The organism is Mycobacterium sp. NGS68 (assembly GCF_059812195.1).
Genome location: NZ_JCALCE010000003.1, coordinates 301287 through 324470 on the forward strand (window position 1 = coordinate 301287; position 23184 = coordinate 324470).

Here is a 23184-nt window from a genome sequence, read left to right on the forward strand (position 1 = left end):
CTCCGCACGAGTCGCATCCGATAGCCGTCAGCCGCACCAGGTACGGTCGTCGTCGTGGCTGCGGTTTCGGCGATGTCGTGGGGGCAGGTCGTCGTCTTGTCCGTGGTGCAGGGGTTGACCGAATTCCTACCGGTGTCCTCGTCGGGACACCTGGCGATCGTGTCGCGGATCTTCTACTCCGCCGACGCCGGCGCCTCGTTCACCGCGGTCAGCCAGCTCGGGACGGAAGCCGCGGTGCTGGTCTACTTCGCTCGCGACATCGTGCGCATCCTGAAAGCCTGGTTCAACGGATTGGTGGTCAAGTCGCACCGCAACGCCGACTACTGGCTGGGCTGGTACGTGATCATCGGCACCATCCCAATCTGTGTCCTGGGCCTGTTCTTCAAGGAGGAGATCCGTTCGGGCGTGCGCAACCTGTGGGTGGTGGCGACGGCGCTGGTGGCGTTTTCGGCGGTGATTGCCCTTGCCGAGTACCTCGGCCGCCAGACCCGCCACCTCGAGCAACTGAACTGGCGCGACGCGGTCGTGGTCGGCATCGCGCAGTGCCTGGCGCTGGTCCCGGGCGTCTCGCGGTCCGGATCCACCATCAGCGCCGGGCTGTTTCTCGGGCTCCACCGCGAACTGGCCGCTCGATTCGGCTTCTTGCTGGCCATCCCTGCGGTGTTCGCCTCCGGGTTGTTCTCGCTGCCCGACGCCTTCCATCCGGTGACCCAGGGCATGAGCGCCACCGGCCCGCAGCTGCTGGTCTCCACCCTGATCGCGTTCGTCATCGGCCTGGCGGCGGTGGCTTGGCTGCTGCGTTTCCTGGTGCGGCACAACATGTATTGGTTCGTCGGCTACCGCGTACTCGCCGGCACGGCGGTGCTGATCCTGCTGGCCAGCGGGACGGTCGCCGCCACATGACCGTCATCCTGTTGCGGCACGGGCGGTCCACCTCGAACACCGCCGGAGTGCTGGCGGGCCGGGCGGAGGGCGTCGACCTCGACGACAAGGGCCGCGAGCAGGCCGCGGCGATGATCGACCGGCTTGGCGACCTGACCATCCGGGAGGTGGTGTGTTCCCCGATGCAGCGCTGCCGGAGCACCATCGAACCGCTGGCGGCGCAGCTGTGCCTACAGCCGCTGATCGAAGACCGCCTCGCCGAGGTGGACTACGGCGAGTGGACCGGCCGCAAGATGAGCGATTTGGTCGACGAGCCGTTGTGGCGCGTGGTTCAGGCCCACCCCAGCGCCGCGGTGTTCCCCGGCGGCGAGGGTCTGGCGCAGGTGCAGGCCCGGGCGGTGGCCGCGGTACGCGAGCACGACCAGCGGCTGGCGGCGGAGAACGGCGGCGACGCGCTGTGGCTGGCCTGCAGCCACGGCGACGTCATCAAGGCGGTGATCGCCGACGCGTACGGCATGCATCTGGACAGCTTCCAGCGCGTCAACGCCGACCCGGCGTCGATCAGCGTCATCCGCTACACCCAGCTGCGGCCGTTCGTCCTGCACGTCAACCACACCGGCGCACGGCTGTCGGCTGCACTGCGCGCCGCGCCGCCCAAGCCGCAGACCAAGGAGTCTGGCGACGCGGTGGTGGGGGGATCCACCGACTAATGGCGCGAACGAATCGCGTCGTTCCGGTCGCTGCCGGTATTTTGGGAGGTGCCATGGCCCGCGCAATCCACGTTTTCCGCACACCCGACCGTTTCGTGGCCGGGACCGTTGGCCAGCCCGGCAACCGGACCTTCTACATCCAGGCCGTGCACGACGCCCGGGTGGTGTCGGTGGTGCTGGAAAAGCAACAGGTCGCGGTGCTCGCCGAACGCATCGGCGCGCTGCTGCTCGAGGTGAACCGCAGGTTCGGCACACCGGTGCCACCGGAGCCCACCGAGATCGACGACCTCAGCCCGCTGGTCATGCCGGTGGACGCGGAGTTCCGTGTCGGAACCATGGGCCTGGGCTGGGACTCCGAGGCGCAGACCGTCGTGGTCGAACTGCTGGCCGTCACCGACGCCGAGTTCGACGCCTCGGTGGTACTCGACGACACCGAGGACGGTCCCGACGCGGTGCGCGTGTTCCTGACGCCGGAATCGGCGCGGCAGTTCGCCACCCGCTCCAACCGCGTCATCTCGGCAGGACGCCCGCCGTGCCCGCTCTGCGACGAGCCGCTGGACCCCGAGGGTCACATCTGCGCGCGCACCAACGGCTACAAGCGCAGCGCGCTGCTCGGGCCGGACGATGACCCCGCAGAGTAATGGGAGCAACGACCGGGACGACCATGCGGTGCTGCAGGACGGCGAGCTGACGGTCCTGGGACGCATCCGCTCGGCCAGTAACGCCACCTTCCTGTGCGAGTCCACGGTGGGCGAACACAGCGTGCACTGCGTCTACAAGCCGGTCTCCGGCGAGCAGCCGCTGTGGGATTTTCCGGACGGGACGCTGGCCGGCCGCGAGCTGAGCGCGTACCTCATATCGAAGCAGTTGGGCTGGAATATCGTGCCCCACACGATCATTCGGCACGGACCGGCCGGTCCCGGCATGCTGCAGCTGTGGGTGGAGCAACCCGGCGACACCGAGGCCACGGCCGATCGCAGGCCGGGGCCCGACCTGGTCGACCTGTTCCCCCTGAACCGGCGCGAGCCGGGATACCTGCCCGTGCTGAGGGCCTACGACTACGCCGGTGACGAGGTCGTCCTGATGCACGCCGACGACATCCGGCTGTGGCGGATGGCGGTGTTCGACGTGCTGATCAACAACGCCGACCGCAAAGGCGGCCACGTGCTGCGAGACCTGGACGGCCACATCTACGGGGTCGATCACGGCGTCTCCCTGCACGTCGACAACAAGCTGCGCACCGTGCTGTGGGGCTGGGCGGGCAAGCCGGTGGACGACGACACGCTGGAGTCGGTCGCCGCGCTCGCCGACGCCTTGGACGGATCGTTCGCGGAGACGCTGGCCGGGCAGATCACCCGCGCAGAGATCGCGGCATTGCGCGCGCGGGCGCGGGCGCTGCTGGCCGATCCCGTGATGCCCGGACCGCACCGGCACCGGGCCATCCCATGGCCGGCGTTCTAGGGTGAAGCGGTGAGCCCGGCGGACATGACAGATGCGGCGCTGGCCGCAGATCTGGCCGCCGACGCGGGGGAACTGCTGCTGAAGGTCCGCGAGGAGGTCGGCTTCGCGCAGCCCTGGGCGCTCGGTGACGCGGGCGACACCCTGGCGAACGCGCTGCTGCTGCGGCGGTTGCGGGCCGAACGTCCCGACGATGCGGTGCTCAGTGAGGAGGCCCACGACGATCTGGTCCGGTTGAGGTCCGACCGGGTGTGGATCATCGACCCGTTGGACGGCACCCGCGAGTTCTCGACCCGCGGGCGCGACGACTGGGCTGTGCACATCGCGCTGTGGCAGCGCCCTACTGACGGCCCGACTGGCGGCCCGACGGATGGCCGCCGCGAGATCACCGACGCGGCCGTGGCGCTGCCCGCCCGCGGGAACGTCGTGTACCGCAGCGACACCGTCGCCGACGGCATCACCCCCATCGGCGTGCCCAGCACCATCCGCGTCGCCGTCAGCGCCACCCGGCCGCCGGCGGTGCTGCACCGGATCCGGCAGACGGTGTCGATCCAGCCCGTCGCGATCGGCTCGGCGGGCGCCAAGGCGATGGCCGTCATCGACGGCGAGGTCGACGCCTACCTGCACGCCGGTGGGCAGTGGGAGTGGGATTCGGCGGCGCCGGCCGGGGTGATTCTGGCCGCCGGGATGCACGCGTCCCGGCTGGACGGCTCGCCACTGCGCTACAACCAACTCGACCCGTACCTGCCCGACTTCGTGATGTGCCGCGCCGAAGTGGCGCCAATTCTGCTGGACGCGATCCGCGCCGCGTGGCGTTGAGCCTGACCCTTAGAGTCGAGGCCATGCAGTCGTGGTCTTCCGCCGAGGTACCCGCCCTGCCGGGACGCGGCCCGGAACTACGGCTCTACGACACCTCCGACCGCCAGGTGCGGCCGGTAGCGCCGGGACCGAAGGCGACCATGTACGTCTGCGGCATCACGCCGTACGACGCCACCCACCTGGGCCACGCCGCGACGTACCTGACGTTCGACCTGATCCATCGGTTGTGGCTGGACCTCGGACACGACGTGCACTACGTGCAGAACGTCACCGACATCGACGATCCGCTCTTCGAGCGCGCCACGCGCGACGGGGTCGACTGGCGTGACCTGGCTGACCGCGAGGTCAACCTCTTCCGCGAGGACATGGCGGCGCTGCGGATCCTGCCGCCGCACGACTACGTCGGGGCCACCGAAGCGATCGCCGAGATGGTCGAACTCGTGGAGAAGATGCTGGCCTCCGGCGCGGCCTACATCGTCGAAGCTCCCGAGGGCGACTACCCGGACGTCTACTACCGCGCCGACGCCACACCGCAATTCGGCTACGAGTCCGGCTATGACCGCGACACCATGCTGGCGCTCTTCGAGCAGCGCGGCGGCGACCCGCAGCGCCCGGGCAAGACCGACGCGCTCGATGCCCTGCTGTGGCGGGCGCAGCGGCCAGGGGAGCCGAGCTGGCCCGCGCCGTTCGGCCCCGGTCGCCCGGGCTGGCATGTCGAATGCGCGGCGATCGCGCTCAGCCGCATCGGCAGCGGCCTGGACATCCAGGGCGGCGGCAGCGACCTGATCTTCCCGCATCACGAGTTCACCGCCGCGCACGCCGAATGCGTCCGGGGCGTAAGGCGTTTCGCCCGGCACTACGTGCATGCGGGGATGATCGGCTGGGACGGGCACAAGATGTCCAAGAGCCGAGGCAACCTGGTGCTCGTGTCGAAACTGCGGGAGCAGGGCGTTGCGCCGCAAGCCATCCGGTTGGGTCTGCTGGCCGGCCACTACCGCGCCGACCGTTTCTGGAGCGACCAGGTGCTGCACGACGCGGTGGCGCGGTTGCAGCGCTGGCGCGCCGCGACGTCGTCGCCCGCCGGGCCGGATGCCACCGACGTCATTGCCCGCGTGCGTCAGTACCTGGCCGACGACCTGGACACGCCCAAAGCGATTGCCGCGCTTGACGGTTGGGCCACGGACTCGCTGGAATACGGCGGTCACGACGCGGCGGCGCCGAGGCTGGTCGCGCAGGCGGTAGACGCGCTGTTGGGAGTGCACCTGCAATGACGTCCCTGCGCCAGCCCGCCCGGCGATTTCGTCCGTAACCCCCACACTCGAGGGCTTGTGGGCCCCGGGCGGCGGAATCGCTAGCCGGGGCGGCGCAGCCGGCCCCAGCAGCCGGCTCTACCGACCGAAGCCGGGCCGACGCCGGCGCAGGTACCGCTCGAACTCGGCGGCCAGCGCGTCTCCGTCGATCTTGCCCAGCGCCTCGTTGACGTCGACCTCGGCGTCACCGCGCTGTTCCAGCTGCTGCACGTATTCCGCGAGGTCGTCATCGTCGTCGGTCATCTCGCTGACCGCCTGCTCCCACTCCTCGGCCTGCACCGGCAGGTCGGCCAGCGGAACCTCGATGTCGAGCACGTCTTCGACGCGGCGCAGCAACGCCACCGTCGCCTTCGGGTTCGGCGGGTGGGACATGTAGTGGGGGATCGCGGCCCAGAACGTCACGGCGGGGATCCCGGCCGCCACGCAGGCGTCCTGGAACACCCCGGCGATCCCCGTCGGCCCCTCGTAGCGGGTTTCTTCCAGCCCGAAGCGGCGGGCCGACTCGGGTGAATAGGCCGCGCCCGACACGGGCACCGGCCGGGTGTGCGGCGTGTCGGCCAGCAGCGCGCCCAGGATGACCACGGTGTCGACGTTGAGCTTGTCGGCGATGGCCAGCAATTCGGCGCAGAACGTGCGCCAGCGCATGTTGGGCTCCACGCCGTGCATCAGCACGACGTCGCGGTCGCTGCCCGGCGGGCGGCAGTGCGAGATCCGCATCGCCGGCCACACCAGCTCCCGGGTGACCCCGTCCACCTGGCGGATCACCGGGCGATTCACCTGGTAGTCGTAATAGGCCTCGTCGTCGATCTCGACGATCGGATCGGCCTCCCAGATGGCATCCAGGTGCTCCAGCGCGTCGCTGGCCGCGTCACCGGCGTCATTCCAGCCCTCGAACGCCGCGACGACCACGGTGTTGTGCAGTTCGGGCAACACGAAACCGCCATCGGAGGGACTCACAGAATCAGGGTACGGCCTGGCCGGAACGGGAAGGGGACGTGTCAGAGATCTGCAACACACCGAGTCGTTTGCATAGAGCCACTATCCTTATGGGGTGATCGCCGCGAACAAACAGCCCGCTGACGAAATACCTTCGTCGGCAATCTTGTTAACCGTGGCAACTAGCTGGGCGTCCACACGTCGGGTGAAGACGTAGACTTTTCTGGTCGAGAGGCGTTGCAACGGTTCGCCGGCGCCAGCCGGTATCCGCCACGCTCGGCAGAGTCAAGGACGCCTTCCGCTACGGAAGGAATGCAATGTGAATGCGCGTGAATCGAACGCTTTCGAGCCGAACGTCCGCCCCGACTGCACCGACGAACTAAGCGCAGCGCTGCGCCAGCGGATCATGGTGATCGACGGCGCGATGGGCACGGCAATCCAGCGGGACCGGCCGGACGAGGCCGGCTACCGCGGTGACCGGTTCACGGAGTGGCCGACCGCTCTTCAGGGCAACAACGACCTGCTTACCCTCACGCAGCCGCAGATCATCGAGGGTATCCACCGCGAGTACCTCGAGGCGGGCGCGGACATCCTGGAGACCAACACGTTCAACGCGAACGCGATCTCGCTCTCCGACTACGACATGGCGGACCTCAGCTACGAGCTGAACTACGCCGGCGCCGCGTTGGCCCGCAAGGCCGCCGACGAGTTCAGCACCCCGGAGAAGCCCCGTTACGTGGCCGGCGCGATCGGGCCGACGACGCGCACCGCATCCATCTCGCCGGACGTCAACGACCCCGGGGCCCGCAACGTCTCCTACGACCAGCTGGTCGCCGCCTACCTCGAAAGCGCAAACGGCCTGGTCGACGGCGGTGCCGACCTCATCATGATCGAGACGATCTTCGACTCGCTGAACGCCAAGGCGGCGGTGTTCGCCGTCGAGACGCTGTTCGAGCAGCGCGGACGCCGCTGGCCGGTCATCATCTCGGGCACCATCACCGACGCGTCCGGGCGGACGCTGTCCGGTCAGGTCACCGAGGCGTTCTGGAACGCGATCCGGCACGCGAAGCCGATCGCGGTGGGCCTCAACTGTGCCCTGGGCGCGCCGGAGATGCGGCCCTACATCGCCGAGGTTTCGCGTATCGCGGACACCTACGTCTCCTGCTACCCGAACGCGGGCCTGCCCAACGCCTTCGGCGAGTACGACGAGTCCCCGGAGCGTCAGGCCTCCTACATTGCCGAGTTCGCCGAAGCCGGCCTGGTCAACCTGGTCGGTGGTTGCTGCGGGACGGCACCGCCGCACATCGCCGAGATCGCCAAGGTCGTCGAGGGTAAGGCGCCGCGCGCGGTGCCGCAGATCCCGGTGGCCACCCGGCTCTCGGGCCTGGAGCCCCTCAACATCACCGACGACTCCTTGTTCGTGAATATCGGTGAGCGCACCAACATCACCGGATCCGCCCGGTTCCGCAACCTGATCAAGGCCGAGGACTACGACACCGCGTTGTCGGTCGCCCTGCAGCAGGTCGAGGTCGGTGCGCAGGTCATCGACATCAACATGGACGAGGGCATGATCGACGGCGTCGCCGCGATGGACCGGTTCACCAAGCTGATCGCGGCCGAGCCGGACATCAGCCGCGTCCCGGTGATGATCGACTCCTCGAAGTGGGAGGTCATCGAGGCCGGCCTGAAGAACGTGCAGGGCAAGCCGATCGTCAACTCGATCTCCATGAAGGAGGGCGAGGAGAAGTTCATCCGCGAGGCGCGGCTGTGCCGCAAGTACGGCGCCGCCGTCGTCGTGATGGCCTTCGACGAGAAGGGCCAGGCCGACAACCTGGAGCGCCGCAAGGAGATCTGTGGGCGCGCCTACCGGATCCTGACCGAAGAGGTGGGCTTCCCGGCCGAGGACATCATCTTCGACCCGAACTGCTTCGCGCTGGCCACCGGCATCGAGGAGCACGCGACCTACGGGATCGACTTCATCGAGGCCTGCGCCTGGATCAAGGAGAACCTTCCCGGGGTGCACATCTCCGGCGGCATCTCGAACGTGTCGTTCTCGTTCCGCGGCAACAACCCCGTCCGCGAAGCGATCCACGCGGTGTTCCTGTTCCACGCCATCAAGGCCGGCCTGGACATGGGCATCGTCAACGCCGGCGCGCTGGTGCCCTACGACTCGATCGACCCCGAGCTGCGGGACCGGATCGAGGACGTCGTGCTGAACCGTCGCGAGGACGCGGCCGAGAGACTGCTGGAGATCGCCGAGCGGTTCAACAAGACCGAGACTGGACCCGAAGACTCGAAGGTTGCGGAGTGGCGATCCTTGCCGGTCCGCGAGCGGATCACCCATGCGCTGGTCAAGGGCATCGACGCGCACGTCGACGACGACACCGAGGAGTTGCGCGCCGAAATCGCCGCCGGCGGTGGTCGCCCGATCGAGGTGATCGAGGGTCCGCTGATGGACGGCATGAACGTCGTCGGCGACCTCTTCGGCGCGGGCAAGATGTTCCTGCCCCAGGTCGTGAAGTCGGCGCGCGTAATGAAGAAGGCCGTCGCCTACCTGCTGCCGTTCATCGAGCAGGAGAAGGCGGATTCCGGCGTCGAGGCGGGCAAGGACACCAACGGCACGATCGTGATGGCGACCGTGAAGGGCGACGTCCACGACATCGGCAAGAACATCGTCGGGGTCGTGTTGCAGTGCAACAACTTCGAAGTGATCGACCTCGGCGTGATGGTGCCCGCCGAGAAGATCCTGGCTGCGGCCAGGGAGTACGACGCCGACATCATCGGGCTGTCCGGCCTGATCACGCCGTCCCTGGACGAGATGGCCAACTTCGCCGTGGAGATGGAACGCGAGGGGCTGAAGATCCCGCTGCTGATCGGTGGCGCGACCACCTCGCGCGCCCACACGGCCGTGAAGATTTCGCCGCGGCGCAGCGGCCCGGTGGTCTGGGTCAAAGACGCTTCCCGTTCGGTGCCGGTCGCGGCGGCGCTGCTCGACGACAAGCAGCGCCCGAGCCTGCTGGAGGCCACCGAGAAGGACTACGCGGCCCTTCGTGAGCGGCACGCCCAGAAGAACGAGCGGCCGCTGCTGACGCTGGAGAAGGCGCGTGCCAACCGGACACCGATCGAGTGGGACGGCTACACGCCGCCGGTGCCCGCGGTGGGCCTCGGAGTGCGGGAGTTTCTCGACTACGACCTCGCCGAGCTGCGGGAATACATCGACTGGCAGCCGTTCTTCAACGCCTGGGAGATGAAGGGCCGCTTCCCCGACATCCTCAACAACCCGGCCTCGGGCGAGGCCGCTCGCAAGCTGTACGACGACGCCCAGCAGATGCTCGACACCCTGATCAAGGAGAAGTGGCTGACCGCCAACGGGGTGATCGGCTTCTTCCCGGCCAACGCGGTAGGTGACGACATCGAGGTCTACACCGACGACACCCGCACCGAGGTGCTGACCACGCTGCACAACCTGCGCCAGCAGGGCGAGCACCGCGACGGCATCCCGAACCGGTCGCTGGGCGACTTCGTCGCCCCCAAAGAAACGGGTCTCCGGGACTACGTCGGCGCCTTCGCCGTCACCTCGGGGATGGGCGGCCAGGAGAAGATCGCGGAGTTCAAGGCGGCCATCGACGACTACAGCGCGATCCTGCTGGAATCGATCGCTGACCGGCTCGCGGAGGCGTTCGCCGAACGGATGCACCAACGGGTCCGCGAGGAATTCTGGGGATACCAGCCTGACGAGCAGCTGGACAACGAAGACCTCATCGGCGAGAAGTACGTGGGCATCCGCCCGGCCCCCGGCTACCCGGCCTGCCCGGAGCACACCGAGAAGGCGACGCTCTGGAAGTTGATGGACGTCAAGGCACGCACCGGCATCGAGCTGACCGAGTCGATGGCGATGTGGCCCGGTGCCGCCGTCAGCGGCTGGTACTTCTCACACCCGAAGTCGCAGTACTTCGTGATCGGCCGGCTGGCCCAGGACCAGGTCGCAGACTACGCCAAGCGCAAGGGCTGGACACTGCCGGAAGCCGAGCGCTGGCTGGCCCCCAACCTCGGCTACAACCCCGAGGACTGAGCCCCGACGGAGCTCACGCCCGCCGCTTGGACAGCAATGCGTCCATCGACCAAGGACCGGGCCCGGCGATCAGCAAGAAGGTGACGCTCATCAGCTGGGCGTATTCGGAACGGATCTCGTGCAATACCGCCCACGGACCGGTGCGCGGCGGGGCTGCGGGCAGCGGCAGCGGTGAGGTGCCCAGATACATCGTGATCTTCGTCGACAAAATCGCCACCAGCATCTCGACGATGAATGGGATGCTGATGGCCCGGGTGAACAGGCCGCAGATCAACAGAATCCCCCCGACGATCTCGAGCACGCCGGTGAACGTCGCCGTCACCTCGGGATAAGGGATGCCGATCAACGCGAACCGTCCGCCGCCCTGATTGTGGTAGACGAATTTCAAGATTCCTTCCCACAGGAACACGCCGCCTGCCATCAACCGAATGAGCACGATCGCCGGCGGATTGTCGACCGGCGGATGCCACAGCCACCGTCGGGATCTGGGAAAAAGCCCTGATCGCGGTCGTTCGGGCACGTCCCGTGACAGGGACTGCTGCGCTGTGGTTGTCATAACCGATCACTCCTTCACGGACGGCGGCGCATCCGCGGCTGCGGAGCGCACACCAGGGATAGGGCAGCGGGTTACAACCCCGGCGTAACCTTCTTCGCTATCTACTAGGGACTGGCAGCGCGTTCCGGCAGGCTGCCCGGGAAGGTTCTGACGGTGGAGATCAGTGGTGTCGGCACAGCGTGATCCCGGGCCGCGACCGGACCTGCACTTGGTCCCAGATGCGTGCTACCCGAACTGGAAAGCGGTGTATGAGGACAACGTCACCTGGGTCTACCGCACGTTGTTGGGCCGAGTCGGCAATCGTGCCGACGCCGAGGATCTCACGTCGGAGGTTTTCTTGACCGCGATGCGACCCCTCCGGTTGGCGGCCAGTGTCGCCGAAGTGCGCGCTTACCTGCGTGCCACGGCCCGCACCGTGTTGGCTGCGCACTGGCGAGCCACCATGGGACGGGAGATCACCTCCATCGATGACACCGCAGCACCCCTGCAGGCGGAGGTGGTAATCAGCGATGCCCCCCAGCGGATTGCCGCGATACTCGACGCTTTACCCGAGCAATACCGGCGCGTGCTGCAACTGCGGTTCCTGGACGGGCGGTCGGTACGGGACACTGCCAATGAGATGAAGATCAGCGTCGGCAACGCCAAAGTGCTTCAACACCGTGCGCTTCGACTGGCCACCCAGATCGGCGAGGGAGGAGTTGGCTGATGCCTCGTCGCGAGTTACGCAACTACGTGGCTGACCTGCTGGACGGACGCCGCCCCAAACCCTTTGCGCCAGACGAATTCGAAGCGGCGCAACTACATATGGCTATCGAATTACGTGCTGCTGCAATTAACTCCGATGGACCCAGTCCCGATTTTGTCGATGCTCTCCGTGCGCGCCTGGAGGCTGAACTATCCGGCGTCGAGCAGGATGCCGATCCGGACCCGCAGCGGTCGGTGCCGTCGGCAACGCGCCGACAGGTCGTCGTAGGGACCGCAGCTGCCGCAACGGCCGCGGTGGTCGCGGTGTCGGCGGACCGCTTGTTGTCCGATGACAGGGTCGGCGGCCAACCCGCGCAAGTGGCTGGTGCCGAGCTGATACCGACGGACGGATCCTGGCAAGTCGTTGCGACCAGCGCCCAGTTGGGCGATGGGGGCGTACGGTCCTTCGAACTCGGCACGGTGAACGGGTTTGTGCGGCGGGATAACGGGCGGGTGCACGCGGTCTCAGGGGTCTGCACTCACCTCGGGTGCAAGCTGTGGTTCGACCGATCCGTCGACCAGTTGCGCTGTCCTTGCCACTCGACGTCGTTCACGCCCGCCGGCGACCTCGTGACTCACGCTCTTCCGATCGCCCCCAAGCCCTTGCCGCGCATCGACGTTCGGGAACGCAATGGGGTCATCGAGGTGCTGGCCCCCATTGCGCCGGCGCAGCCGAGCTAGGTCGGTTCGCCGGACTCCCAGGTGTGCGGCAGCATCGGTTGCGGTGGGGCGTCGACGAACTCCCACCGTCGAGGTGAGTGAGGCCCAGCGCGCCCACGGTGGCCAGGGTCGGGGAGCGTTCCGGTGAACCCGAGACGCCCCGCGCCGGCACCGGAGCCGGTGATGTCGTCAGGCTGAGGGGGCGGTGGGCTGAGTTTCACCGCTCTCGTCCAGGTCGTCGTCCAGGTCCGCGAACTGGATATTATGGCTGTGCTGGCGCCCCATGGCTTTCCGTTTGGCTCTGGCACCGGCCGCTGCACCGACCGCCGCGAGCTCCTTGGAGCCGAATGTCGGGGTGAAGCCTTCGCCGTCGGGGTCGGAGGCGACGGAGTAGAAGGCCTGCGCGCCGACGCCGATGCCGGGCCACTGATCCGGTGGGCCCGGGTGAAATTCCGGCGATCGCGGGCAACCCTTGCTGGGATGCGGCGGGGATCGCCGAGGGCAAAGCTTCGTCACCCGCATCGACGCTGCTCAGGCCGATCAGCCCGAGGATTTCCAAGCGGCGCGAAGAAGGGGCCTAATCATTTGAGTTCGGTGCGCATCATCACGACAATCCGGCCGGCGCCGGAGGCAACGGCGGCAACGCCGGCAACGGCGGCAACGGCGGTCACGGCGGCGATGCGTTCAACTTCGGCGGCCAACCGGCCACCGGGGGCAACGGCGGCCAGGGGGCCAACAGCAGCGCCACGAACGTCAACGGCGGCGACGGCGGCGGCGCCAGCTCTTCCGGAACGCACACCCCAGGGTCCGGCGGACTCGGTGGCAATGGCGGTCCCGGCGGGTCCACCGGAGCAACGGGATCCGACGGCCCCTGATCCGGGTAACGCAAACCGTTGTGACTTGTCGGCGGCCGCATGGAACAATCGCTGGCCGTGAAGACCTTCGAGGATCTGTTCGCCGAACTCGGTGAGCGTGCCCGCACCCGACCCGCCGGCAGCGCCACGGTCGCCGCGCTGGACGCCGGCGTGCACGCGCTCGGCAAGAAGATCCTGGAAGAGGCCGGCGAGGTCTGGCTGGCCGCCGAGCACGAGCCCGACGAGGCGCTGGCCGAGGAGATCAGCCAGTTGCTGTACTGGACGCAGGTGCTGATGCTCTCGCGCGGACTGACCCTCGACGACGTCTACCGGAAGCTGTGAGCATGCAGATGGCTTTCTTAAGGGTCGCCGTTCCCAACAAAGGCACGCTCAGCGAGCCGGCCAGTGAGATCCTGTCCGAGGCCGGCTACCGCCGTCGCACCGACCCCAAAGACCTCACCGTCATCGACCCCGTCAACCATGTCGAATTTTTCTTCCTGCGGCCCAAAGACATTGCCATCTATGTCGGTTCGGGCGAACTCGACTTCGGTATCACCGGGCGCGACTTGGTGCTCGATTCCGACGCGGCGGTGACCGAACGCCTGGCGCTGGGTTTCGGGTCGTCCAGCTTCCGCTACGCCGGCCCGGCCGGGCGGGACTGGACGACGGCCGATCTGGCCGGCAAGCGGATCGCCACCGCTTACCCGAACCTCGTCCGGAATGACTTGTCCGCCAAGGGCATTGAAGCGACCGTGATCAGGCTCGACGGGGCCGTGGAGATTTCGGTGCAGCTGGGGGTGGCCGACGCGATTGCCGACGTCGTGGGCTCGGGTCGCACCCTGAGCCTGCACGACCTGGTGGCGTTCGGTGAGCCGCTGTGCGATTCGGAGGCCGTGCTGATCGAACGGGTCGAGGGGGGCGGCCCCGAACAGAGCGCGGCACGCGACCAATTGGTGGCCCGCATCCAGGGCGTGGTGTTCGGACAGCAATACCTGATGCTGGATTACGACTGCCCGCGCACAGTGCTGGATCAGGCCACGTCGATAACGCCAGGCTTGGAATCGCCGACCATTGCGCCGCTGGCCGATCCGGATTGGGCCGCGGTCCGCGCGCTGGTGCCGCGCCGCGATGTCAACGGCATCATGGATCAACTCGCCGCCATCGGGGCCAAGGCAATTCTGGCTTCCGACATCAGGTTCTGCCGGTTCTGACCGTCGCGGCAGGTGCCTCGAGTCGGTGACTGTGTTAGCGTCCGGCGAGGGGCCGATTGCGCGTAGAACCCAGGAGTCGCCGTGACACACGTTCTGTTCCTGCTAGCGGCGTTGCTTATCGGCATCGTCGCCGGGCTGCGTTCCTTCACCGCTCCCGCGGTGCTGGCCTGGGCCGCCTATCTCCACTGGTTCGATCTGAGTAGCACGTGGGCGGCCTGGGTGGGTAACCTCATCACCGTCGTCATCGTCACTGTCATCGCGGTGGCCGAGCTGGTCAACGACAAACTGCCCAAGACGCCTTCCCGCACTGCCACACCGGTTTTCGCGGCCCGGCTCGTCATGGGGGGCTTCGCCGGCGCGGTGATCGGCGCCTCGCATCACTACACCGTGAGTGCGCTGGGCGCCGGCATCATCGGCGCGGTGCTCGGGACGCTGGGCGGCTATCAGGCGCGCAAGGGCCTGGTGGCGGCCATCGGCGGTAAAGACCTGCCGATAGCGCTGCTGGAGGATGCGGTGGCGATCGGGGGCGGCTTCGCGATCGCCGCGTGGACCGCCGCCCTGGCCGTCCAGTGACGGAGCATTTCGACGCGATCGTCGTCGGCGCCGGCCAAGCGGGGCCACCGCTGGCGGGCCGGCTGACGGCCGCCGGGCAGCGAGTCGCGGTGGTGGAGCGCAAACACGTCGGCGGCACCTGCGTGAACACCGGCTGCATCCCGACCAAGACGCTGGTTGCCAGCGCGCACGCCGCACAACTGGCCCGTCGCGGTGCGGAATACGGTGTGGCGACGGGGGCCGTCAGCGTCGATCTGGCGAAAGTCAAGGCGCGCAAAGACGGCATCATGCTCAAGGACCGCGAGGGCGTCGAGTCCTGGCTGGAAGGCATGGACGGCTGCACCCTGTACCGTGGGCACGCCCGGTTCGAGGACCCGCACACACTGCGCGTCGACGACCAACTCCTGCACGCCGACCGGATCTTCCTCAACGTCGGCGGTCGCGCCGTGGTGCCGGACATCCCCGGCCTGTCCGACGTCGACTACCTGACCAACGTGTCGATCCTCGAACTCGACACGCTGCCATCCCATCTCGTCATCGTCGGGGGCAGCTACATCGCGCTGGAGTTCGCGCAGATGTATCGGCGCTTCGGGGCCCGGGTGACCGTCGTCGAGCGAGGTCCGCGGTTGGCGTCGCGGGAGGACGAGGACGTCTCGACCACCATCCGACAGATCCTTGAGGGCGAGGGGATCGACGTCGTCGTCGGCGCCGACGACGTGCGGGTCACCAAACGCGACAAGGGATTTGAGCTCACGCCCAGCGCCGGTGCCGCACCCATCGCGGGCAGCCATCTGCTGCTGGCGGTGGGCCGCCGACCCAACACCGACGACCTGAATCTTCAGGCCGCCGGCGTGCAGACCGACGACCGCGGCTTCATCGTCGTCGACGACGCGCTCAAGACCAGCGCCGACCACATCTGGGCGATGGGCGACTGCAACGGCAAGGGCGCCTTCACGCACACGTCGTACAACGACTTCGAGATCGTCGCCGCCAATCTGCTCGATGACGACCCGCGCCGGGTCAGCGACCGCATCACCACCTATGCGCTCTACATCGACCCGCCGCTGGGACGCGCCGGGATGAGTGTCGACCAAGCGCGCGCCTCGGGCCGCAAGGTGCTGGTCGGCAAGCGGCCGATGACGAGGGTCGGCCGAGCGGTGGAAAAAGGTGAGACGCAAGGGTTTATGAAGGTCGTCGTCGACGCCGACACCGAGGAGATCCTGGGCGCGGCCATCTTCGGCGTCGGCGGCGACGAGGCCGTGCACTGCATCCTGGACGTCATGTCGGCCAAGGCGCCCTACACCACGCTGGCGCGGACGATGCACATCCATCCCACGGTCAGCGAGTTGATTCCCACCATCCTTCAGGAGCTGAAGCCCGTCGATTAGGGCGTCGTCGTCTTCGCCGAATATGTTCTGAGGGAATCATTTTGGTCGCTTTGCGCGCTGTGAACGAGATCGTCCGTCCGCACCTGTCTCGATGCTGCGCAGCGAAGCCGCAGCACGTATGCCCGACCCAACCCGCGGTCAGCAAGTTGATTCCCACCATCCTTCGGGAGCGGGCGCCGGTGGAGTGACGGGCTGCCTGCGCTGGACCAGCAGCGTCTGCGCCGACGTCCCGATGAACCCGGCCCGGTCGAAGACCTCGGCCGTCGTCACTCCCACGCCGTCCGGGCCCACCGACGCGCGGGCCCGCACCGCGAAATCGTTGCCCGTCGGCAGGCGGTGCAGATGCACGACAGTGTCGGTATTCATGAAGACGAACTCGTCGGGGTCCAGGATCTTGCCGACGCCGTTGGCGCAGTCCACGATGGCGGCGAGCCGCTGCAGCGGCGTCGTCTCCTCGGTGTCGACGATGTGGGCGGTGGGGCTGAACCAGGCGACCGCGTCCTCGGTGCCGTCCGGGACGCGCTGTGGGCGCCAGTCGATCGCGTCGAAGTAGCCGCCGGCGCCGGCGAACGGCGCCGAGAGCGGTTGGGGCAGCCCCTCCACCAGCGGCGGGTAGCGGTCCGACGCCACGTCGGCGGTGTCGGACCGCGCCAGCAGCCAGGCCGTCACCCGCGCCACCGTGCGGTCGGACCCGTCGTCGCGACTGGTGTGCATCTCGGCGGCCACCATGGCGACCCGGGAACCCGGGCGCTTCAGCCACGCCCGGGCGCGCACCGCGGCCACCGGAACGGCGCCCAGGATGTCCAGGCTGAGCCGGCCGATGCGCAGCCCGGATTCCGCCGACAGCTCCTCGATCAGCTTGGTCAACAACGCCAGCGGCGGCGACCCGTGCTGCAGATCCGGCCCCCAGTTGCTGCGGGTGTATTCGGTCGCGGCGAACGCCTGATAGTCCCCGTCGCCGGGCAGGCGGCGGTAGAAGCAACCCGTCATGCGGCCGGCTGCGTCGTCTGAGTCGGCCAGCCGGGGTAGGGCGGCGGTGTGCCGCCAAACGCCGGACAGAGCGCCTGGTGCGCGCACCAGTCGCACAGCCGCGACGGGTTGGGACGGAAATCGCCTGTTGCACCGGCGGATTGGATCGCCCGCCAGATCGCCATGAGGGTCTTCTCGAAGCGCAGCAACTCGTCGCGGTCCGGTGAGTAGTCCAGCAATTGGCCGTCGGCCAGGTAGATGAGGCGCAGCCGGGCGGGCAGCACCCCGCGCGACCGGTACAGCGCGACGGCATAAAACTTCATCTGGAACATGGCCTTGAATTCGGCCAGCGCGCGGGCGGCCGGGGGGGCCTTGCCGGTCTTGTAGTCGACCACCCGCAGCTCGCCGGTGGCGGCGACGTCGACGCGGTCGATGAACCCGCGCAGCAGCGTCCCGTCGGTGAGTTCGACCTCCACGCGCTGTTCGCAGCTTTCCGGGTCGAACCGCGTCGGGTCTTCCAGCCGGTAGTAGCCGGACAGCAGCGCGCGGGCCTCCTGCAGCAGCTGCGCGCGTTGATCGGGATCGACGTCGCCAACCAGGTCCGGCTGCCGGGCGATCACCTGCTCCCACGCCGGATCCACCAGCGACTTTGCGGTGTCCGGCCCGCGCTGCACCGCGGGCAGGCCGTAGAGCTGCTCCAGCGCCGCATGCACCACCGATCCGCGCAGCTGGGCGCTCGACGGCGCCTCCGGCAACCGGTCGATCGCGCGGAACCGGTACAGCAGCGGGCACTGCTTGAAGTCCGCCGCCCGCGAGGGTGAAAGCGCCGGCCGAGAGCGTTCCTCCGGCTGGTCGGTCATTCCCGCAGCCTAGGACGGGTCGCCGACAACCCCCAAGCACCTGTCACGGCGAGTCGAGCTACCCGCTGCACATAAGCTAGCTCCGTGTCAGCAACCGGGCCGTTCGTCGTCGGCGAACGCGTTCAGCTCACCGACGCCAAGGGCCGGCATTACACGCTGACGCTGACCCCGGGCACCGAGTTTCACACCCACCGCGGCAGGATCGCCCACGACACACTGATCGGCCTGGAGCAGGGCAGCGTGGTGAAGTCCAGCAACGGCGCCGTGTTTCTGGTGCTGCGCCCGCTGCTCGTCGACTACGTGATGTCGATGCCGCGGGGGCCGCAGGTGATCTACCCCAAGGACGCCGCGCAGATCGTGCACGAGGGCGACATCTTTCCCGGCGCGCGGGTGCTGGAGGCCGGCGCCGGATCCGGCGCGCTCACGCTGTCCCTGCTGCGCGCCGTCGGGCCGCAAGGCCGGGTGACCTCCTACGAGCAGCGCGCCGACCATGCCGAACACGCGCGCCGCAACGTCGGCAACTTCTATGGCGGGCTGCCCGACAACTGGCAGCTGATCATCAGCGACGTCGCCGACTCCGACCTGCCCGACGGCTCCTTCGACCGCGCGGTGCTGGACATGCTGGCGCCGTGGGAGGTGCTCGACGCGGTGTCGCGCCTGGTGGTCTCCGGCGGTGTGCTGATCATCTACGTGGCCACGGTGACGCAGCTGTCGACGGTCGTGGAGGCGCTGCGGGCGCAGCAGCGCTGGACCGAACCGCGGTCGTGGGAGACGCTGCAGCGCGGCTGGAACGTGGTGGGCCTGGCCGTGCGGCCGCAGCACTCGATGCGTGGGCACACCGCGTTTCTGGTCGCCGTGCGCCGGCTGGCGCCCGGCGTCATCGCTCCCGCGCCGCTGGGCCGCAAGCGGGAAGGGCGGGACGGCTGACCCGCGGTTGACTCGCTCGGCAAGTCAGTCGTCGCTGCGCTGCAATCCCCGTCGCACGGACAGCAACTCGAACTCAGGATGCGCGGCCACCAGGCGTTCGGCGGCATCGAGCACGTCGACGGCATGGGCGCGGTCGGCCGACGCCACAGCGACGCCGATGCCGCCCCGCCGGTGCAGGTCATGCGAACCGGTCTCCGCGGCCGAGACGCTGAACTTGCGCGCCAGCTCGGCGACGACGGGCCGGATTACCGACCGCTTCTGCTTGAGCGATCGCACATCGCCGAGCAGCACGTCGAACTCCAGCCAGCCGATCCACATGCTCAGGGCGTCGGGGAGGGGGAGGGCGTCGACTTGTCCAGGGCCAGCAGCATTTCCGCGGTCTTGCGGGACAGTTGCCAGCCGCCCTGATAGGGCGTGAACTCCATCGGGAAGGTGAACACCCGGTTGGTGGCGTGCGAGGTGTTGACGGTGACGGTGGCCACCACGTTTGACGGATTCTTGTCCGACCACGCCACGTCCTTGGCCACGAACGTCATCGGCAGATAGCCGTTGTCACGCAGGGCGTTGGTGTACTTGTCCAGGCTGGCCGCGCTCTCCGGCGTGGCGCCCTCGACCAGGTGCACCTTGTTGCTGCCGGGTACGGCCGGGTCGGACAGGCGGGTCAGCACGTCGACAATCGCCTCGGGCGGGGGCAGGGGAGTGGACGGGGGCGCCCCGACCGGCGTCGGAGTCGCCAGTGTGACCGACTCGCCCGACGACGCGACCTTGGCATGGCTCGAACAACCCGCGAGGCCAACCGCCACGATCATGGCGGCGCCCAGGGCTACGACGAGTCGCATCCGCCGGCGGGCTAGGCGCCCACTCCCGCTTCTTCGATCAGCGCCATGGCCGACGCGCGGGAGATCTTCCAGCCACCTTGGTTCACGAACTTGACGTTGCGCGTGACCGGCGCCAGCTTGGGGCCCGACGCGGTGACGTCGGCAGTGGCGGCTCCCGCCGCGGCCGGCCGGATGTTTGCCACGCTGAACGTCAACGGCAGCGCGCCGTTGGTGACGGCCTGTTGGAACTGCGCGTCGGCGAGGCGGGCTTCGAACGGCCCGATGCCTCCCTCGACCAGGTTGGCCTTGTTGGCGAACGGGACCCCTTGGGCCTGTAGGCCGTTGAGGATCCCCATCAAGTCGTCGACAGTGGGCAGCGCGGCAGCGGGATCCGCGGGGTGCAGCGGAAGCGGCGCGCCGAACACGACGGGTTGAATCTGCGTGGACGGGGAACAGACGGGTGAAAGAAAAATCACACCTGCCGCGCTTGCGCCAGCGATCGCGATGGCTGTGATGCCGGCAGCAAGGGACTTTTTCGGCACGACCGTCCTTTCGCTCCGCCAGATTTGTGGCCGAGATTACCAGCGTGACCTTATTTGTAACTTTCCAACAGCATTCGAGCGCATTGTGTCTGCGCACATGAACGGCCGATGGCCGGTAGCGTTGAAGTATCCGCCGGACCATTGCGGTTTGGGAAAGGAGCGCAACATGGGTGAATCAGAGCGTTCTGAAGCCTTCGGTGCCCACCGAAACGACCCCCTGTCCAGCGACGATGCTGCCGAACTGGAACAACTGCGGCGTGAGGCCGCGGCGCTACGTGAGCAACTCGAGCATGCGGTTGGCCCGCACGGTAGCGCCCGGTCGTCGCGCGACGTGCATCAACTCGAAGCCCGCATCGACTCGCTGGCGTCCCGCAATTCCAAATTAATGGAAACTCTTAAAGAAGCCCGCCAACAACTTTTGGCGCTGCGCGAGGAGGTCGACCGGCTGGGGCAGCCGCCCAGTGGATACGGCGTGCTGTTGGCGACCCACGAGGACGACACGGTCGACGTCTTCACCTCGGGTCGCAAGATGCGGTTGACGTGCTCGCCCAACATCGAGGTCCCCTCGCTACGCAAGGGGCAGACGGTGCGGCTCAACGAGGCCCTCACCGTCGTCGAGGCCGGCACGTTCGAATCGGTCGGCGAGATCTCGACCCTGCGCGAGATCCTGTCCGACGGACACCGCGCCCTCGTCGTCGGCCACGCCGACGAGGAGCGCATCGTGTGGCTGGCCGAGCCGCTGGTCGCCGAGGACCTGCCGGAAGGGCATCCCGACGCCCTCAACGACGACACCCGGCCGCGGAAGTTGCGGCCCGGCGACTCGTTGCTGGTCGACACCAAGGCCGGCTACGCCTTCGAGCGCATTCCGAAGGCGGAGGTCGAGGACTTGGTGCTCGAGGAGGTGCCCGACGTCAGCTACCAGGACATCGGTGGTCTGACCCGCCAGATCGAGCAGATCCGCGACGCCGTGGAGCTGCCCTTCCTGCACAAGGACCTCTACCGCGAGTACGCGCTGCGTCCGCCGAAAGGTGTGCTGCTCTACGGCCCGCCCGGCTGCGGCAAGACGCTGATCGCCAAGGCGGTGGCGAACTCGCTGGCCAAGAAGATGGCCGACCTGCGCGGCGACGACGCCCGTGAGGCCAAGTCGTACTTCCTCAACATCAAGGGCCCCGAGCTGCTGAACAAGTTCGTCGGCGAGACCGAGCGGCACATCCGGCTGATCTTCCAGCGGGCCCGCGAGAAGGCCTCGGAAGGCACCCCGGTGATCGTGTTCTTCGACGAGATGGACTCGATCTTCCGCACCCGCGGCACGGGCGTCTCCTCCGACGTCGAGACCACGGTGGTCCCGCAGTTGCTGTCCGAGATCGACGGCGTGGAGGGCTTGGAGAACGTCATCGTGATCGGCGCCTCCAACCGCGAGGACATGATCGACCCGGCCATCCTGCGGCCCGGCCGCCTGGACGTGAAGATCAAGATCGAGCGGCCGGATGCCGAAGCGGCGCAGGACATCTACTCGAAGTACCTGGTCGAGTCGCTGCCGGTGCACGCCGACGACCTCGCCGAGTTCGACGGCGACCGCCGCGCCTGCATCCGGGCGATGATCGAGAAGGTCGTTGAGCGGATGTACGCCGAGATCGACGACAACCGGTTCCTGGAGGTCACCTACGCCAACGGTGACAAGGAAGTCATGTACTTCAAGGACTTCAACTCCGGGGCCATGATCCAGAACGTCGTCGACCGCGCGAAGAAGAACGCCATCAAGTCGGTGCTCGAGACGGGCCAGCCGGGTCTGCGGATCCAGCACCTGCTCGACTCGATCGTCGACGAGTTCGCCGAGAACGAGGACCTGCCCAACACCACCAACCCCGATGACTGGGCGCGGATTTCGGGCAAGAAGGGCGAGCGGATCGTCTACATCCGCACCCTGGTCACCGGCAAGTCGTCGAGCGCGTCGCGGGCCATCGACACCGAGTCGAACCTGGGTCAGTACCTGTAGGCACCGATTCAGTCGGTTACCAGCGAATAGCTGTTGGTCAGGTCGTCCTGGGTGACCTGGGCGGCGCGCGAGGTGGTGTCCACGCGCAGCTCGTCGGTCAGCACGCGCGTCAGGTAGGACCACCCGTCGGGCAGGTTCAGCCGGTCGGCCAGTTTGGGCAGATCGGCCCGCGACAGCTCGGGGTCCACCACCTGACTCCACGTCTGCATCACCCAGCGGTGTCCGTGCGGGTCCTGCAGCTCGTAGACCTCTTCGCCGGCATCGAAAACGAACACGGTGTGGCGGCTGACCTTGTTGACGCTGTAGGGCGCCGGGTTCATCGACGACAACAGGACGGTGGCCTGCAGGATCATGTCGATCCCGCCGAAGTTCTTCGTGATCTGCGGTCCGCGGCGCTCTTTTTCGATGGTGTTCATCAACCAGTAGCGGGGACCGTTGAGCAGCGCCGCGGCGGCGCCGTGTTCGGTGGCGATCGCATGCGGGTCGAGCGCCGACCACAGTTCGGCGGGGCAATCGTTGAGCGGGAAGCTGTTGTAGACGTTTGCCTGGGGACCGGCCTCGCCGGGCGTTACCAGAAGCACTTCGCCGTAACGCTTCCCGGATATATTCGTGGCTTCGGGGCTGGTCACCAGGGTGAAATTAATCACAGAGTCAGGTGGCGTCAAATTCATCCGCCGGGGCGATATTGCTGCGGTATCGGTTGCGCGCGATCAGGGCTACCCGCAGGTCGTCGATCAGGGGATCCAGAAACATTTCCCGGTAGTCGGCGTCGTCGACCGCGCGGGCGCTGATGTACATGAACGTCAACGCGCTGAGGAACAGGCACATGTGGATCAGGGCGCCCGGTGCCGGAAACGTCGCGCCGAGCACCGTCAGGGTGCCGGGGTCGGTGTGGGTCCATTCCTTGAGCAGTTCCGGTG

The 23184-nt window shown here is 67.8% G+C and carries 24 protein-coding genes and 1 pseudogene; 15 read left to right on the forward strand and 10 right to left on the reverse strand.

The window, feature by feature from the left end; genetic code table 11:
- The first annotated feature begins 72 nt into the window (after positions 1–72).
- The 6 genes from AC5Y5V_RS06275 to mshC are packed head-to-tail and all read left to right on the forward strand — an operon-like array spanning position 73 to position 5140.
- Positions 73–903 (forward strand): undecaprenyl-diphosphate phosphatase, encoded by an 831-nt coding sequence (locus tag AC5Y5V_RS06275; protein WP_499931981.1) that lies wholly within the window; start codon positions 73–75, stop codon positions 901–903.
- Positions 900–1592: a histidine phosphatase family protein gene (locus tag AC5Y5V_RS06280; RefSeq protein WP_499931903.1), complete on the forward strand. Its 693-nt coding sequence runs from the start codon at positions 900–902 to the stop codon at positions 1590–1592. The genes AC5Y5V_RS06275 and AC5Y5V_RS06280 overlap by 4 nt, the downstream gene beginning before the upstream one ends.
- A 53-nt stretch (positions 1593–1645) precedes the next feature.
- Positions 1646–2233, forward strand: coding sequence for a DUF3090 domain-containing protein (locus AC5Y5V_RS06285; protein WP_499931904.1), 588 nt, complete (start codon positions 1646–1648; stop codon positions 2231–2233).
- A complete protein-coding gene (locus AC5Y5V_RS06290) occupies positions 2217–3053 on the forward strand; it encodes an SCO1664 family protein (RefSeq protein WP_499931905.1) in 837 nt (278 codons plus the stop codon). Before AC5Y5V_RS06285 ends, AC5Y5V_RS06290 begins: the two co-directional genes overlap by 17 nt.
- Before the next feature lie 24 nt (positions 3054–3077).
- Positions 3078–3869, forward strand: a complete 792-nt coding sequence (locus AC5Y5V_RS06295) for a 3'(2'),5'-bisphosphate nucleotidase CysQ (RefSeq protein ID WP_499931983.1) — start codon at positions 3078–3080, stop codon at positions 3867–3869.
- A gap of 23 nt (positions 3870–3892) precedes the next feature.
- Positions 3893–5140, forward strand: a complete 1248-nt coding sequence (mshC, locus tag AC5Y5V_RS06300) for a cysteine--1-D-myo-inosityl 2-amino-2-deoxy-alpha-D-glucopyranoside ligase (RefSeq protein ID WP_499931906.1) — start codon at positions 3893–3895, stop codon at positions 5138–5140.
- A 117-nt stretch (positions 5141–5257) separates the two neighbouring features.
- Here mshC and AC5Y5V_RS06305 read toward each other — a convergent pair whose 3' ends face one another.
- Positions 5258–6136: a PAC2 family protein gene (locus AC5Y5V_RS06305; RefSeq protein WP_499931908.1), complete on the reverse strand. Its 879-nt coding sequence runs from the start codon at positions 6134–6136 to the stop codon at positions 5258–5260.
- Between the two features lie 298 nt (positions 6137–6434).
- Between AC5Y5V_RS06305 and metH the strand changes: the two genes are divergently transcribed.
- Positions 6435–10187 (forward strand): methionine synthase, encoded by a 3753-nt coding sequence (gene metH / locus AC5Y5V_RS06310; protein WP_499931909.1) that lies wholly within the window; start codon positions 6435–6437, stop codon positions 10185–10187.
- Positions 10188–10200: 13 nt separating this feature from the next.
- Here the strand turns inward: metH and AC5Y5V_RS06315 are convergent, their stop codons facing one another.
- Positions 10201–10743, reverse strand: a complete 543-nt coding sequence (locus AC5Y5V_RS06315) for a DoxX family protein (RefSeq protein WP_499931910.1) — start codon at positions 10741–10743, stop codon at positions 10201–10203.
- A gap of 166 nt (positions 10744–10909) precedes the next feature.
- Here AC5Y5V_RS06315 and AC5Y5V_RS06320 point away from each other — a divergent pair, with 166 nt between their 5' ends.
- Positions 10910–11449, forward strand: coding sequence for an RNA polymerase sigma factor (locus AC5Y5V_RS06320; RefSeq protein ID WP_499931911.1), 540 nt, complete (start codon positions 10910–10912; stop codon positions 11447–11449).
- Positions 11449–12168, forward strand: coding sequence for a Rieske (2Fe-2S) protein (locus AC5Y5V_RS06325; protein WP_499931912.1), 720 nt, complete (start codon positions 11449–11451; stop codon positions 12166–12168). Before AC5Y5V_RS06320 ends, AC5Y5V_RS06325 begins: the two co-directional genes overlap by 1 nt.
- Before the next feature lie 168 nt (positions 12169–12336).
- Here AC5Y5V_RS06325 and AC5Y5V_RS06330 read toward each other — a convergent pair whose 3' ends face one another.
- Positions 12337–12669 carry a hypothetical protein gene (locus tag AC5Y5V_RS06330; protein ID WP_499931913.1) on the reverse strand — a complete coding sequence of 111 codons (333 nt, stop codon included), beginning with the start codon at positions 12667–12669 and terminating at the stop codon, positions 12337–12339.
- A 392-nt stretch (positions 12670–13061) separates the two neighbouring features.
- Between AC5Y5V_RS06330 and AC5Y5V_RS06335 the strand changes: the two genes are divergently transcribed.
- The 4 genes from AC5Y5V_RS06335 to AC5Y5V_RS06350 all read left to right on the forward strand — a co-directional run bounded on the left by AC5Y5V_RS06335 (position 13062) and on the right by AC5Y5V_RS06350 (position 16152).
- Complete coding sequence (locus AC5Y5V_RS06335) at positions 13062–13343, forward strand: phosphoribosyl-ATP diphosphatase (protein WP_499931914.1); 282 nt, start codon at positions 13062–13064, stop codon at positions 13341–13343.
- Between the two features lie 8 nt (positions 13344–13351).
- Complete coding sequence (gene hisG / locus AC5Y5V_RS06340; protein WP_499931985.1) at positions 13352–14212, forward strand: ATP phosphoribosyltransferase; 861 nt, start codon at positions 13352–13354, stop codon at positions 14210–14212.
- An 81-nt stretch (positions 14213–14293) separates the two neighbouring features.
- Positions 14294–14785: a DUF4126 domain-containing protein gene (locus AC5Y5V_RS06345; RefSeq protein ID WP_499931915.1), complete on the forward strand. Its 492-nt coding sequence runs from the start codon at positions 14294–14296 to the stop codon at positions 14783–14785.
- Positions 14782–16152: an FAD-containing oxidoreductase gene (locus AC5Y5V_RS06350; protein WP_499931917.1), complete on the forward strand. Its 1371-nt coding sequence runs from the start codon at positions 14782–14784 to the stop codon at positions 16150–16152. Before AC5Y5V_RS06345 ends, AC5Y5V_RS06350 begins: the two co-directional genes overlap by 4 nt.
- A gap of 138 nt (positions 16153–16290) precedes the next feature.
- Here AC5Y5V_RS06350 and AC5Y5V_RS06355 read toward each other — a convergent pair whose 3' ends face one another.
- Positions 16291–17142, reverse strand: a complete 852-nt coding sequence (locus AC5Y5V_RS06355) for a thioesterase family protein (protein WP_499931919.1) — start codon at positions 17140–17142, stop codon at positions 16291–16293.
- Positions 17139–17981 (reverse strand): RecB family exonuclease, encoded by an 843-nt coding sequence (locus AC5Y5V_RS06360; RefSeq protein ID WP_499931921.1) that lies wholly within the window; start codon positions 17979–17981, stop codon positions 17139–17141. Before AC5Y5V_RS06360 ends, AC5Y5V_RS06355 begins: the two co-directional genes overlap by 4 nt.
- Positions 17982–18065: 84 nt before the next feature.
- Here AC5Y5V_RS06360 and trmI point away from each other — a divergent pair, with 84 nt between their 5' ends.
- Positions 18066–18908 (forward strand): tRNA (adenine(58)-N(1))-methyltransferase TrmI, encoded by an 843-nt coding sequence (gene trmI, locus AC5Y5V_RS06365; protein WP_499931923.1) that lies wholly within the window; start codon positions 18066–18068, stop codon positions 18906–18908.
- Between the two features lie 24 nt (positions 18909–18932).
- Here trmI and AC5Y5V_RS06370 read toward each other — a convergent pair whose 3' ends face one another.
- From AC5Y5V_RS06370 to AC5Y5V_RS06380, 3 genes are read right to left on the reverse strand one after another with little or no spacing between them, the layout of a single operon-like run.
- Positions 18933–19226 (reverse strand): DUF503 domain-containing protein, encoded by a 294-nt coding sequence (locus tag AC5Y5V_RS06370; protein ID WP_499931924.1) that lies wholly within the window; start codon positions 19224–19226, stop codon positions 18933–18935.
- A gap of 2 nt (positions 19227–19228) precedes the next feature.
- The gene (gene lppK, locus AC5Y5V_RS06375; RefSeq protein ID WP_499931926.1) at positions 19229–19747 is read right to left on the reverse strand and encodes a lipoprotein LppK; all 519 of its coding nucleotides are present in this window, start codon (positions 19745–19747) and stop codon (positions 19229–19231) included.
- Between the two features lie 11 nt (positions 19748–19758).
- Positions 19759–20268, reverse strand: coding sequence for an MTB12 family secreted protein (locus AC5Y5V_RS06380; RefSeq protein ID WP_499931928.1), 510 nt, complete (start codon positions 20266–20268; stop codon positions 19759–19761).
- A gap of 166 nt (positions 20269–20434) precedes the next feature.
- Here AC5Y5V_RS06380 and arc point away from each other — a divergent pair, with 166 nt between their 5' ends.
- Positions 20435–22264 (forward strand): proteasome ATPase, encoded by a 1830-nt coding sequence (gene arc / locus AC5Y5V_RS06385; protein ID WP_499931929.1) that lies wholly within the window; start codon positions 20435–20437, stop codon positions 22262–22264.
- Between the two features lie 8 nt (positions 22265–22272).
- Here arc and AC5Y5V_RS06390 read toward each other — a convergent pair whose 3' ends face one another.
- Positions 22273–22935 carry a hypothetical protein gene (locus AC5Y5V_RS06390; RefSeq protein ID WP_499931931.1) on the reverse strand — a complete coding sequence of 221 codons (663 nt, stop codon included), beginning with the start codon at positions 22933–22935 and terminating at the stop codon, positions 22273–22275.
- Positions 22916–23184, reverse strand: a pseudogene (locus tag AC5Y5V_RS06395) (hypothetical protein); the annotation flags it as partial. The pseudogene AC5Y5V_RS06395 and the gene AC5Y5V_RS06390, both read right to left, overlap by 20 nt.